The following is a 13855-nucleotide window of genomic DNA, read 5'->3' on the forward strand; positions in this document are numbered from 1 at the left end:
AAACTATAAGCCAATAGATAAATTAAAACTAACACTCTTCATAATCGGATAGTTAAATCCGTCGCCAGAACCCGTTCCGATCTCCGGATCAGATTTGCCTAGATTACCGACATCGAGATCCTTCGTTTTTTTGTAAAGAGGCGACCAGGTCCATAAGTTTTCACCCGAGAGTCCAGCCCGAAGACTACTGATTTTTAACCTGTTGGTTACAGATTTAGGAAAACTGTATCCGATCTGTATATTTTTCATCCGTATATAGGCAACGTTCTGCAGATATCTTGTCTGTGGCGTTGTTTTGATAGATTCATTGTACCCAGCATAGCGAGGAAAATAACCGTTTGGATTGTCTTCAGTCCAATAATTGTTGAGGTGCCATTCCGGCAAGTTGTTGTAAGGTCGGTTGTATTGTCCCCAAAAAATAGATTCATTGCTCGGGTACCAATTCTGCTTACCCACACCCTGGAAGAAAGACGAGAAGTAAATACCTTGCCAATCCAGATTAAGGTTAAAACTATAGATATATCGTGGATCGGCATTACCGATTACAGTTCTGTCACCATGGCTATAAATCGTATTATTTCCATAATCGATTACACCATCACCATTTAGATCCGCAAAACGCACGTCACCTGGATATATTGTACCATTGTTTGACGATTTGATCAATTTTTGTTTTGCAGCACCATCAATCTCCGCCTGATTCTGAAATAAACCCTGCGTTACATAGCCCCATATTTCGCCGATTCGCTGACCTTCATAATACGATCCATCTTTGATTAACCCCTCTTTATTTTCGTAACGGTCTATATTGGAACTATAATCAGCCAAAGTACCCCTTACGGACCAATTGAAAGGACTACCGTTCAGATCGAATCTATCCTTATAAGTCAGGCTCACTTCAAAACCTTTCGTGGTCATGTCAGCATAGTTTCCTTTCGGCGACTCCGCACCAAAGATGTCAGGCAAAGCTACACCTAAGGTATACATATTTAAGGTCTTGCGTTGATAGATATCGCCTGTAAAAGTCAGTTTTCCATTTAAAGACGATAGATCAAGACCTAAGTTTGCCGTGCGCGCTGTTTCCCAAGTTAAGTTATCCGGAATCACCTTAGGCACCGAGGTATACGCCGGCTTCTGTCCGTTCAATACCCGATCCATAATCTTGATCTCGTAAATATCCAAATAGGAATACGGATCGACATTACCATTACCCAATGAACCATAGGACGCTCTTAGCTTCAGATCAGAAAGTGCTCTTTTGTCCACCTGGAAGAATGGCTCTTCAGAAATGCGCCAGCCCACGGATGCGGAAGGAAACAGTCCCCATCGTTGGTTTGTCGGAAATTTAGACGAACCATCGTAGCGACCATTAAATTCAAAAAGGTAACGGTCCTTGAAAATATAATTGGCACGCATAAATACCCCGACATTACGGTACTTGTTATATCCCGCTGTCGCTGTGGTATTTTGCCCTACTGCCAGGTTGATATTTTCAACATCATCATTGAGTAGACCTGTTTTGGTAATATAGGTTGAATTATACGTACGCTGCTCATAATTGTATCCGAGCAAACCTTTAAAATAATGATCGCCTATTGTGCGTTCATATTCACTGTATAGATTTCCAAACAAGTAACGGTAGCGTTGGTCTACTTGATAAATATTGTCGTTCATACTTGTTTCCAACCGCAACATTTTTCCCTCCTGTGTGCTATACGGAACAGGCACACGGACTCTTACCGAATTAAAATCGCGATTTCTAAAAGTCAGATCCCCTTTAACGCGGAACGTATTGTTGAAAAACTTAGTCTCGAAAGAAGTTGTGTTGCGGAGATCCTGATTTGCCGTATTCGTACCATTCTTACCGTAGATAAAATCTCCTACCGTATAGGCTGCAGAGAAGCTCATAGATCCATCAGGATTAAAGATCGGCGAAGAAGGATGTCCCTCATCGGCAATATTGCGCCAGATATTTCCACCTTCACCAGCAGTCGATGGGTCCCTGTATTTGGCATAATTAAAATCGATGTTATTGCTTATCCGTAACCAGTCGGTGACCTGAAGTCCCGCTTTTGCACGTGTATTATAGGTCTTATATTTATCACTGTTGTAGCGGTACAGGCCATTGTAATCGTAAGCACGTCCAGAAATATAGTAATCCATTTTTTCTGAATTGCCACTGATGGACAGGTTGTGATCCTGGACAAACGTATTATCCTTGATCAACGTACCGTAATAATCTTCATTACCGTAGTATACATAATTACCTTTATCGTCGACAGTGACCTGTTCGGTAATGCCCTGTTCTTTTCTTCTCTTAAATTCTTCCAGCCAATCTGTTGTAAAGATCTGTGTTTTGTTGAGCTTGCTCGGAATCGAAGAATAATTGTTCCAGGCATTATAGGCTGTAAAGAAATGCGAAGCATATTCATAACCATCTGTCACGAATTTGGGCAACGTTACAGGTTTCTGAAAAGAGCCATTTCCCGAATAGTTGATGGAAGTTTTTCCGGACTTGGCACGTTTTGTTGTGACCAAAACTACCCCGAAGGTACCGCGGGAGCCGTAAATCGCAGATGAAGCAGCATCTTTGAGTGTAGTTACACTTTCTATATCATTGGGATTGATCGCCGAAAGATCACCCTCGACACCATCGATAAGCACAAGTGCACTTCCACCCTGGCCAATGGAAGTTGTCCCACGGATATTGAAACTTGGTGCCCGATTGGGCTTACCATCTGCTGGGGTTACATTCAAGTTAGGAATTACACCTTGGAGCATCTGGCTGGCATTGCCCAGTACGCGTCCCTCAAAAGCTTCTGATCCTACTTGGTCTACTGCACCTGTAAGATTCACTTTTTTCTGCGTACCATAACCGACCACCACAACTTCCTCCAGTTCGGTATCTTTGGATTCCATGATGATATCGATCTGCCCTCCCGTCACGCTGACGATCTTTTCACTGTAACCTATCCCTGTCAATTTGAGTCTTTGCCCTATAGTGGCTTCGATCGTGAACTGACCCGCTACATTCGTTGAGGTTGTTTTTTGGCTGGTTAAATTGGTAATGGTAATTCCGGACAAGGTTGTTCCGTTTTTGTCTTTTACCATCCCTTTCACGGTAGATTGAACTGCAACACTATGCGCTTCTTGATTCAATTTGACATAATCACGCTCTACATTAGCCCAAGTGGGGTATGAGAGACCTAATGCCATACTGATTAGTAATGTTTTTTGCATTTTTAGTCTGGTTTAGAATTTTGCATCAAAGTTGATGCTTTGACTTGGTTTATAATTTACCGTAATGTTAACAAATATTTAATTAATATCAACAACATTACTACCTAAACAGGTTTAGTATACCATTAAATAATCAAAATTTATCTTTTAGATAACATAAATCATAAAACAAGTCTTGATACACCTAAAAGTTAATCTATTCAATTCAAAAACCTAAAGTCCCATTTTCAGAATCCAGAAATACGCTAATTGACCACGAAGAGATTCAGCAATAGCTAATGTTTAGTACATTTTTTCTTTCCCTGTTTTTCTTGAACTAGTTCAATGAACAGCAAAATTAACCCGCCTAAATTTGGGTATACAACAAATGCTTGGGGCATCTCTAAAGGCTAATAGCAGCTCCAAAGCGGTGAATAGATCATTGACTTATCAGATTATTTTAACACGAAAAATAGATTAACGATATATCGTCAATTTCAAAAACCAGCAAAACACCATAGAAAACTAAAAATCAAAACAATAAGAAAAAAGGTAAAAAATTTGAATCTCAACAATTATCAAACAACAAAAAATACATATTTATGAAACCATCACTAGAACTATTGTCGCCAAGCAACCATGCACTTGTATTGATCGACTTCGAAGGCCAAATGGCATTTGCCACAAAAAGCATCACTATGGAAGAACTCCGTAATAATGTCGCCGTAATCTGTGGAGCTTCCAAGATTTTCAATGTGCCGACCCTCGTAACTACAGTCGCGGAAGAAAGCTTTTCAGGTCCTATTTTTCCGGAAATTGAGACATATTATCCACAAGCCAGTACAAATTATATCGACAGAACGAGTATGAATACCTGGGAAGATGAGGCCGCTTACCAAGCTATAACAGGCACAGGTAAGAAAAAATTGGTACTGGCTGGCCTATGGACGGGCGTATGTATCGTTGGACCAGCCTTGTCTGCACTCGCGGAGGGATATGAAGTTTATGTCATTGCCGATGCTTGTGGTGATGTAAGTCAGGAGGCACATGAGCGTGCTATGCAACGGATGATTCATATAGGTGTAAAACCGATCACGGCTGTACAATACCTTCTGGAACTACAACGCGACTGGGCCCGTCAGGAAACCTATGTCGCTGTAACAGACCTCATGAAAAAGCATGGTGGCAGTTATGGGTTAGGGATTCATTACGCCCACAATATGCTAAAACACGGTTAATTAAATTGTAAAAAAATATTCATTCAAAATCGTACCTCGTGCAACAGCAACAGACCATATTCAACTACATCCGTCAAGCGGCGATCGTATTGTCGATACTCAGCCTATTTCCGCATTTTCCCAAGGCTCAAACCTACAAATTAATGCGTTTCGAGGAAGATTACAGCGCCCTGGCAGACAGTACACGTCATGGTTATCAAAAGCTCAAATATAGCCCTTTAACTGCTGACGGTAAATTATGGCTTTCGATGGGTGGCGAGGCACGGTTGGAATATGTCGATTTTAACAATGAGGACTGGGGACGCGTAAAGCTTGGGCATAACAACTTTCTACTGCAACGTTATGGCTTTCATGCCGATCTACATTTCGGGACGCGTCTCCGTGTTTTCACTCAACTTCGCTCAGCCCTGCAGCATGGCCGCAAAAATGGATCACGCCAGATCGATGAAGACCAATTGAATGTACAGAACCTATTTGTAGATGGAACGCTGTTCAAACAAAATGATAAATCAGTAATAATTCGCCTTGGTAGGCAGGAGCTTGACTATGGTTCCGGCCGCTTAATCTCCGTAGGTGAAGGTCCAAATGCCAGAAGATATTTCACTGGAGCAAAACTAGCTTACAACAGCAGCAAAGTGAATATTGAAGCATTTGCCATGATGGCAGACACCATTAGACCGGGCATATTTGACAACAAACCATCCAAACAGGTCAACCTGTGGGGAGCTTACGGTAAATTTATCATTCCTCAACAGGCCAATCTCGACTTATATTACATTGGTATCTATCGGGACCGTTCTGTCTTCGAGGAGGGGATAGCACAGGAAACCCGCCATACCTTAGGAACCCGGATCTGGAAATATGGCGGTGGATTTATTTACAACCTGGAAGGCGCTTATCAATTTGGATCGTTTGGGCAAGGTAAGATATCAGCATGGACTGCTTCCGTCGATATCGGCTACCTCTTTGAAAATACGGTACTCAAGCCATCCATCAATCTACGTAACGACTATATTTCCGGGGACAAAAAGGCTGGAGATGGCAATCTGCAAACTTTCAACCCCATTTACCCCAAAGGCGGATACTTCGGTTTTAGTCCGCAGATCGGTCCTGTCAACTTGATTGACATTCACCCTTATGCCACGCTAGACCTTCTTTCCAAACTCAAGATGCAGGTTGACGTAGTTTTCAACTGGCGACATACGCTACAAGACGGTTTATACAGACCAAGCGGGTCTTTTAACCTGCCGGGATCTGCTTCGCGTAAACGCTATATCGGCACGGCTTATCTAGCCAACTTTACCTACGCCGCCAGTAAGCAACTTTCGCTGGTAACAGGTATTCAATATTTCAAAACCGGCGCTTTCATTGAAGACATCATTAGCACACCAAAAAATGGAATTTTCTTCAATAGCAGGATCGCCTTTAAATTCTAAAATCATGAAAACAATAAAGAGACTCTTTCAAAAGAAAACATGTCAATGGGCACTAATCGCGTTACTTGGCACCCTGGCGGTCACTCCGATACAATCCTATGCACAGGTAACAGCGGCAGCTCCTATTAAAACTACAGCAATAGGCACAAGTACCATCTGGGGAAATGTCGATGGACTTGCTATTGAAGGCCTCGTTCAAGGTCCTTCGGCTGCTGCAAGTGATCTGCAGGTGGCCTGTGTATTTGAATATACCGAAGGTGATATCTTCGTATCTCCGCCCGCTTTACCTCCCGCATTGAATGGACTTGTCCATTTGGATGAAGCTTTACATGGTACGTTAACTGAAATACGTAAAACAGGAAAATTTAAGGGGAATGCACTCGAAACCATCCTCTTAGCTCCAAGCCAAAAGGGTACACTCGGAAGTAAAAAACTATTGTTGATTGGGCTTGGCAAACGGGAGGACTTCCATGCTGAACTGATGAAGGATGTAGCGCATGTTGCCATGCGCGAAGCGCTTCGATTAGGCGTCAAAGATTTTAGTTTTGCGAGTGATCTCAAAGATGCAGGTGTAGATTCGCCGACTGCTCTGGTCGCAGAGAATGTTGTTCTCGGTTGTATCGATGCCTTCAGAACCCAAAAATGGTTGGGCGAAAAAAACTTGGATCAGCAACCGGTATTGAACAAGGTCACGTTATTAGCCGGACCAGCTTTCTTCGAAACAGCAGGCGAAGGCATTAAAAATGCGATTGCTTCCTTAAACAATTAAACAAACTAGATTATGAAAGCAGACCTTATTCTATATAACGGAAAGATAACCCATTTTGGCCAAAACCAGGAAGCTGTTACCGCTGTAGCGATCCAAGATGGTAAATTTGTTGCCATCGGTTCAGAAAGCGATGTCCTTAAGCTTGCCAGCACACAGACAAAATTGATTGACTTAGGCGGTAGACGTGTTGTACCGGGCATCAACGATTCGCATATCCACCTGATCCGTGGCGGGCTCAATTATAATCTTGAATTGCGCTGGGATGGTGTTCCATCATTGGCCGATGCACTACGTATGCTCAAAGAGCAAGTTGAACGTACGCCACATCCGCAGTGGGTTCGCGTAGTGGGCGGTTGGTCCGAGTTTCAATTTGCAGAACGTCGCATGCCAACTTTGGCTGAGATCAATGCCATAGCACCCGATACCCCAGTTTTTATCCTTCATCTCTATGACCGCGCACTGCTAAATGCTGCTGCATTACGTGCCGTAGGTTATACCAAAGACACACCTGCCCCCCCAGGAGGAACCATTGAACACGATAGCCATGGTAATCCTACAGGATTGCTGATTGCATCGCCCAATGCCATGATCTTATATTCAACCTTAGCAAAAGGCCCAACTTTACCTTACGAAGAGCAGATCAATTCGACCCGCCATTTCATGAAGGAATTGAATCGCTTTGGGATTACCAGCGTCATCGATGCCGGTGGAGGCTTTCAAAACTACCCCGATGACTACCAAGTCATCAGCGACTTACATCGTGAAGACCAGCTTACGGTACGTATCGCCTACAACCTCTTCACACAAAAGCCCAAGCACGAATACGAAGATTTCCAGCAATGGATAGACAGCGTTCCACTCCGTCAAGGAGACGATATGTATCGCCACAACGGCGCTGGCGAAATGCTTGTTTTTTCAGCAGCAGATTTTGAGGATTTTCTCCAACCAAGGCCCGATCTCGGTGAAAATATGGAAACCGAACTCGAAAAAGTTGTTCGTTTACTCGTGAGTAATCGATGGCCATTCAGATTACATGCCACATACAACGAAAGTATCAGCCGCTTTTTGGACGTATTCGAGAAAGTCAATCGCGACATTCCGTTTGATGGACTGGCCTGGATTTTCGACCATGCCGAAACAATCGACGAGCGTAATATCGAACGCACCAAAGCGCTAGGTGGTGGTATTGCCATCCAAAGCCGCATGGCCTATCAGGGTGAATATTTTGCAGATCGATATGGCATTACTGCGGCCGAACAAACACCTCCTGTCAAAAAAATGCTGGCCATGGAAATTCCTGTAGGAGGTGGTTCCGATGCAACACGCGTGAGTAGCTACAACCCCTGGGTGTCCATGTACTGGCTTACCGCAGGAAAAACTGTGGGTGGACTCCAAATATACCAAGATAGCAAGCTTGACCGCATGACAGCGCTACAGCTCTATACCAAAGGCAGTGCCTGGTTTTCACAAGAACAACAAAAAAAGGGAGATATTGCTGTGGGAATGCTAGCTGATTTAACGGTACTTAACAATGACTATTTTACAGTAGAAGATGAAGCTATTAAGGAGATCGAATCCGAGCTTACTGTCGTAGCGGGCAAAATTGTCTATGCGGAAGGTGATTTCAGTTCCTTCTCTCCCCCACCGATCCCCATTCTACCCGATTGGTCACCTGCAAAAAGCTACGGCGGTTACTACAGTGTTTCGAAAACAGCTCAAAAAAACAGTTCAACTGCATCAACAGCTCAAAGCAGCATTGTAAATTCCATCCACCTTTGTAGCGGCAGCTGTCAGGTACATGCACACGATCACAATCAAGCCCGAATGAGCAATATCGCGCTAAACAATTACGCTGCATTCTGGGGAGCGTTAGGCTGTTCATGTTTTGCATTTTAAGACACTGAAAAGATGGAAATACTTCAAAAACTTTTTTACACAGATCTGGGAAATACAGTCAACAATGGAGCTATATTGATCTTTCGGATCTTGTTAGCTTGGGAGTTGCTCACTGTTCACGGCCTCAAAAAAATACAAAAAGGCCCACAGGCTGAACCTGAACATATCCCGAATCCTTTGCAGCTGCCAGAAAAACTCAACGCCGCGGTGGCCCAGTTTGCGGACACCATTGTCCCTTTTTTTATTGCACTTGGCTTATTTGGAAGGTTGGCGCTATTACCGACAATAGGAGTTACGGCAGTTGGCTACTTTGTTGTCCATCGCCACGATTCGCGCGAAGTGCGCGATATTCCGTTTATGTACACGCTGTGCCTTTTGCTCCTCTTGCTCACTGGCCCAGGAACTTATTCAATCGATCATTACATTTATCAACTACTCACAAAATAAACATATGAAACCTCATATCGGAATACACGACAATCACCTAGCTGAATCGGCACACATTCTTTCTAAACTGTTAGCCGATGAATATCTGCTTTATACGAAAACAAGAAATGCACATTGGAACATCGAGGGAGCCGATTTTTATAACAAGCATCTCTTTTTTGAAGCGCAGTATAACGAACTCGACGAGCTGATTGACAGTCTTGCTGAACGCATCCGTACGCTAGGACACTATGCCCCTGCCAGCCTAAATCAGTTTCTGGCGCTGACGCAGTTAACCGAACAGAAAAGGTCAGGCAATGATAGTGCTGCTTATATCAAAGAATTATTAATGGACCACGAAAGCATTATTGTTTCATTGCGCGAAAACATAGACCATTTTGCCATAGCACTGAAGGACATTGGAACAAGCGACTACGCAACAGGACTTCTGGAAACCCACGAAAAAATGGCTTGGATGCTACGTGCGCATTTATCATAAAACCATGGAAAATCAAAACAAAGCACATCTAACGACACTTGTTCTCACCCTTGTTGGGGGCTATTGTGACACTGTTACCTTTGTCGCAGCTGACAAAATATTCTCGGCCCATGTGACCGGCAACTTTATCGTCTTCGCCTATCAGCTTATCAATGGCGGAGATATCACGGCCTGGATCAAATTGGCAACCTTCCCTGTATTTGTCACCGCAGTGATGGCAGGCGGATGGCTTACCTCACGCTCCCATAAGAAAAATACCGTCCTCTTTGTCGAAGCCCTATTACTTGTCATCGCAGGTCTGCTGGCTATTGTTCTTCCGGTAGAAGCCTCCAAAACCGTGATGTATAGCCTGGTTATGCTCGTCGTATTCGCTTTGGGCATGCAAAATGCATTCGGAAAACTATTTGCAAAAGCAACTCACGGACCAACAACCATGATGACGGGAAATGTGACCCAAGCATCACTAGACCTCTGTGTACTTATCGCCAATAAATTTAAAAATCCAGACACCAACGTCAGCTTTGGGAATCAGCTGATCACCTTATCCGGTTTTTTCATCGGATGTTTGGCAGGAGCCTATTTTGGTAAACAACTTGGATTAACTTCTATTATATTTGCAGGGATAGCGATGCTCGTCTGTTATTTCCTTTCGAAAGACAAGGATCAATAATTCGGATAAAAGCATAAAGCAAATAGAGCAAGCTACCGGTAGAAAGATAGCTTGCTCTATCTTATAACGTAAGTCACCTTAATGAGAATCTATCTAATACTTAGCTTTTTTATCCTTTCGATCTTTAATACATTCGGTCAGGACAACACGACTATTCATCGTCTGCTAGACAGCATATCGCATGAAAAGGATCCCGGACAGAAAGCTCGTATGCTTTATGATGCCGCTAAATGTTACCTGGAAAAACCAGGTGAATCAAAAAAAGACCTAGACAGTGCCTTATGGCTTAATAGGACATCCCAAAAACTGCACCTCTCGGCCAATCTGAAAACCGAAGCCGCGCTAAATATGCTTCTGGATGCCCGTATACAGGAGGAAATGGGTAAACCTGACCTTGCAAAAAGCCAGAAAAAGGCTAGTTTACTTTTTGCGAACACCCATCAGCTTGCTAAAGCCTCGGCCATGATTTACCTGTCTATGGCTAACGACATCAAAGATGTAGACTTTCATCAAAAGACCAGCTTATTCCAGCAAGCGTTAGAACAAGCCAAAAAGACAAGTGATAAATCACTTGAGCCCAAAATCCTGATGGAACAATCCAGCTTCCTTTCCAATTATGGGGACTATAAAGGCGCCATAGAAACGGCTCATCGTGCCGCCGTATTAAAAAAACAGACCGGCGATAAAAATATCAGCCAGGAGCTTGTGTCCGTTGCCGGTAATCTCCGCATGCTCCTGCGCCTCAAAGAAGCTTTAAAATATGCGCTCGAAGCTCGTCGGGTAGTGGAAAACGAAAACACAACGACAACCAAAGATGATTTAGCTGCCGTGTACAATATTGTGGGATTGATCTATTATGATCTCAAATCCAACAAAGAGGCTTTGGAAAATTACCAAAAGGCATTTGAAATCGCCAAAAGTAAAGGTGACAGATATGGCATCCATACCATCACACTCAACTTGGCAACGATCCTATCCCGTCTCAATCGCGTTTCAGATGCATTGGATCTGTTGAACAATGTCACCAAGGATTACGCTTCCGATATTTATACCATACGATATGCCTATCTGTATACCATGCTGTACACAAGAAATAAGGATACGAAAAAAGCTTATCCCTATTATCAGGAACTCTTAAGATATTACAAGGCTGGAAATATCACAGGACAGGAAAGGCATATCATGATGGTTGGCATAGCAAGTTATCTTTTTGCTGATGGACAGATCAAACAGATGTATCCCTACCTCGCGGAGATAGAAAGATCATTGACCAAAGAAAGCAGTCTGCTTCGTCTATCCGAATTGCGTAAACTCTATTACCTTGCCGATTCGGCCCGCGGTGATTTTAAATCCGCTTTCGCAAACTTTGCGGCTTTCAAAAGTATCAGCGATTCCATTAACAGTGTAGAGCGGGCAAAGGAGCTTACGGCCTTACAATTAGATTATGATACCGAAAAAAAAGACCATGATATCGTCCTCCTCAAGCAAAAAGGTCAGCTGCAAAAATCACTGCTTGAACGGGAGGCTATTATACGAAACGTGTTCATAGGCAGCTTTGTCGTACTGTTGATCTTCGCAGGCTTTTTGTATATCCAAAATGCCATTAAAAAAAGAAGTAATGCAAAACTAACGCTTAAACAGGAAGAAATCAATACCCAGAATGAAAAGCTAAAACAGCTGATCGCTGAAAAAGAATGGCTACTAAAAGAAATTCACCATCGCGTCAAAAACAACATGCAGATTATTATTAGTCTGCTCAATACACAATCGGCTTATCTTGAAAACGAAGATGCCATCAACGCAATTCAAAACAGTCAAAATCGGATGCATGCGATGTCTCTGATCCATCAAAAGCTGTATCAGACCGACAACCTCTCGCGCATTGACATGAAATGGTATATCCAGGAACTGACCGAATACCTCAAAGATAGCTTTCAATCCGAAAAATCAGTTAAATTTGAGATTCAGGTAGATCCGATTACACTCGATGTTGCACAGGCGGTCCCAGTTGGGCTTATTCTCAATGAAGCAATCAATAATGCAATCAAACATGCTTTTGCTCAAAGGGAGGGAACCGTTTTTATCAGCTTCAGGCGAATCAGAGCAACACCTTACGATCTATTGCTTAGCATTGCCGACAATGGTATCGGAATACAGAAAGATCTTAGTAGTAGTGATAGTGACTCTTTCGGCATGAATCTCATGCAAGGGCTAACTTCCCAGCTTGACGGGGAATTTAAACTGACATCTGACCAAGGTGTTTTCATTAGTATTCAATTTTCACAGAAAGAAGGCGAAATTTAAGACGAATTTTATGCAAAAAGGAAACAAGATCTTAATCGTAGAAGATGAATTTATCGTCGCTAATGATCTCAGGATGATCCTCAAAAAAAACGGTTATGAGGTCGTTGGTATAGCGTCTTCTGTGTCGCAGGCCAAGACAATTATCGCGACAACAAAACCGAATTGGGTACTACTCGATATCCTATTAAAGGGAAGTGAAACAGGTATCGACCTCGCTATTGAATTGAACAAGCTAGAGCTACCATTCCTATTTATATCGGCCAATACCAACCAAGGCATTTTAGAAGCGGTGAAAGAGACAAGGCCTTATGGTTTTTTGACAAAACCATTTCGCGAAAAGGATCTTTTCATTATGCTCGATATTGCCAATGAAAGGCTCAATTCAGAAAACAAAGCAGAGGATCCAAAAATTAAGTCCATTGAAAACAGAAGCTTAAAAGATCAGCTCATCGGTACAAGCCCAGCTCTTAATGATGTACTTTCACAGGTCGAATTGGTTGCTCCTACAGACACCTCCGTCCTGCTGCTCGGCGAAAGCGGCACAGGTAAAGAAAAAATTGCGCAGTCATTACATCAGCTATCGTTGCGCAAGCAGCAGCCTTTGGTTGTAGTCAATTGTGCTGCCATACCATTATCGCTAATGGAGTCTGAATTATTTGGTCATGAAAAAGGAGCCTTTACAGGGGCGCAAAATAGAAGAATTGGTAAATTTGAACTTGCCGACGGGGGAACTATTTTTTTGGACGAAATTGGTGAACTACCGTTAGAAGCGCAGACCAAATTACTGCGTGTGCTTCAGGAACAAGAAATCGACCGTGTAGGTGGAGAGCTGCCGGTCAAGATCAATGTACGTATTATCGCCGCGACTAACCGCAACCTGGAACAGGAGGTCGCCCTAGGCCACTTTAGACTGGACCTATATTATCGGCTCAACATCTTCCCAATTGCCATTCCCCCACTTCGAGAGCGACCTGGGGATATTGAGGTGCTAGCCAATTATTTTCTAGCCTTTTACGCCACTAAACTCAAGAAAAACGTCACGGCCTTTTCTGCCCATGCACTTGCCAATATGCAAGCTTATCCATGGCCGGGCAATATTCGGGAGATGCAGCATCTTATTGAAAGAACTGTACTGCTTGCAAAAGACCCTGTAATCAACGACATGGTATTTACTGAACACCTGGAAAGTAAAATCAAAATTTCAGATTTCTCATCTCAAAAATTAGCCTCCCTTGAAGAAATGGAACGAGAACATATTTTGCGTGTACTTGAATCATGTAAGGGCAAAATTTCCGGCCCAGGCGGCGCAACAGAAATCTTACAGATCAGTTCATCCAGTCTATATAACAAAATGAAAAAATTCGGAATTAAATCCGACTTTTATTGATAACAAGATAG

General features: G+C 43.0%; 10 protein-coding genes. 9 read left to right on the forward strand and 1 reads right to left on the reverse strand.

The genetic code is table 11. From position 1 onward, the window contains the following. Positions 1-3: 3 nt before the first annotated feature. Positions 4-3240, reverse strand: a complete 3237-nt coding sequence (locus BGP15_RS16450; protein WP_286770149.1) for a SusC/RagA family TonB-linked outer membrane protein — start codon at positions 3238-3240, stop codon at positions 4-6. Between the two features lie 581 nt (positions 3241-3821). Here BGP15_RS16450 and BGP15_RS16455 point away from each other — a divergent pair. From BGP15_RS16455 to BGP15_RS16495, 9 genes are all read left to right on the forward strand, one after another. Then, positions 3822-4457 carry a hydrolase gene (locus BGP15_RS16455; protein WP_286770150.1) on the forward strand — a complete coding sequence of 212 codons (636 nt, stop codon included), beginning with the start codon at positions 3822-3824 and terminating at the stop codon, positions 4455-4457. A 38-nt stretch (positions 4458-4495) separates the two neighbouring features. Further along, on the forward strand, positions 4496-5893 hold the full coding sequence (locus tag BGP15_RS16460; protein WP_286770151.1) for an alginate export family protein: 1398 nt from the start codon (positions 4496-4498) through the stop codon (positions 5891-5893). Between the two features lie 4 nt (positions 5894-5897). Beyond that, positions 5898-6662 (forward strand): M17 family peptidase N-terminal domain-containing protein, encoded by a 765-nt coding sequence (locus tag BGP15_RS16465; protein ID WP_286770152.1) that lies wholly within the window; start codon positions 5898-5900, stop codon positions 6660-6662. A 12-nt stretch (positions 6663-6674) separates the two neighbouring features. Further along, on the forward strand, positions 6675-8558 hold the full coding sequence (locus BGP15_RS16470) for an amidohydrolase (protein ID WP_286770153.1): 1884 nt from the start codon (positions 6675-6677) through the stop codon (positions 8556-8558). A gap of 12 nt (positions 8559-8570) precedes the next feature. Next, on the forward strand, positions 8571-9005 hold the full coding sequence (locus BGP15_RS16475; RefSeq protein ID WP_286770154.1) for a DoxX family protein: 435 nt from the start codon (positions 8571-8573) through the stop codon (positions 9003-9005). A 4-nt stretch (positions 9006-9009) separates the two neighbouring features. After that, entirely contained in the window at positions 9010-9483 is a 474-nt protein-coding gene (locus tag BGP15_RS16480) for a Dps family protein (protein WP_286770155.1), read from the forward strand. Positions 9484-9487: 4 nt separating this feature from the next. Continuing rightward, positions 9488-10153 carry a YoaK family protein gene (locus tag BGP15_RS16485; RefSeq protein ID WP_286770156.1) on the forward strand — a complete coding sequence of 222 codons (666 nt, stop codon included), beginning with the start codon at positions 9488-9490 and terminating at the stop codon, positions 10151-10153. A gap of 81 nt (positions 10154-10234) precedes the next feature. Beyond that, a complete protein-coding gene (locus BGP15_RS16490; protein ID WP_286770157.1) occupies positions 10235-12457 on the forward strand; it encodes a tetratricopeptide repeat-containing sensor histidine kinase in 2223 nt (740 codons plus the stop codon). Between the two features lie 10 nt (positions 12458-12467). Further along, positions 12468-13844, forward strand: a complete 1377-nt coding sequence (locus BGP15_RS16495; protein WP_286770158.1) for a sigma-54-dependent transcriptional regulator — start codon at positions 12468-12470, stop codon at positions 13842-13844. The last annotated feature ends 11 nt before the right edge of the window (positions 13845-13855 follow it).

Source organism: Sphingobacterium sp. 40-24 (assembly GCF_001899705.1).
GTDB lineage: Bacteria > Bacteroidota > Bacteroidia > Sphingobacteriales > Sphingobacteriaceae > Sphingobacterium > Sphingobacterium multivorum.

What these genes read in the sequence shown, in the direction of transcription:
- BGP15_RS16450 (WP_286770149.1), bottom strand. Translation starts at nt 3,240, where the DNA reads ATGCAAAAAACATTACTAATCAGTATGGCATTAGGTCTCTCATACCCC.
- BGP15_RS16455 (WP_286770150.1), top strand. Translation starts at nt 3,822, where the DNA reads ATGAAACCATCACTAGAACTATTGTCGCCAAGCAACCATGCACTTGTA.
- BGP15_RS16465 (WP_286770152.1), top strand. Translation starts at nt 5,898, where the DNA reads ATGAAAACAATAAAGAGACTCTTTCAAAAGAAAACATGTCAATGGGCA.
- BGP15_RS16470 (WP_286770153.1), top strand. Translation starts at nt 6,675, where the DNA reads ATGAAAGCAGACCTTATTCTATATAACGGAAAGATAACCCATTTTGGC.
- BGP15_RS16475 (WP_286770154.1), top strand. Translation starts at nt 8,571, where the DNA reads ATGGAAATACTTCAAAAACTTTTTTACACAGATCTGGGAAATACAGTC.
- BGP15_RS16480 (WP_286770155.1), top strand. Translation starts at nt 9,010, where the DNA reads ATGAAACCTCATATCGGAATACACGACAATCACCTAGCTGAATCGGCA.
- BGP15_RS16485 (WP_286770156.1), top strand. Translation starts at nt 9,488, where the DNA reads ATGGAAAATCAAAACAAAGCACATCTAACGACACTTGTTCTCACCCTT.
- BGP15_RS16490 (WP_286770157.1), top strand. Translation starts at nt 10,235, where the DNA reads ATGAGAATCTATCTAATACTTAGCTTTTTTATCCTTTCGATCTTTAAT.
- BGP15_RS16495 (WP_286770158.1), top strand. Translation starts at nt 12,468, where the DNA reads ATGCAAAAAGGAAACAAGATCTTAATCGTAGAAGATGAATTTATCGTC.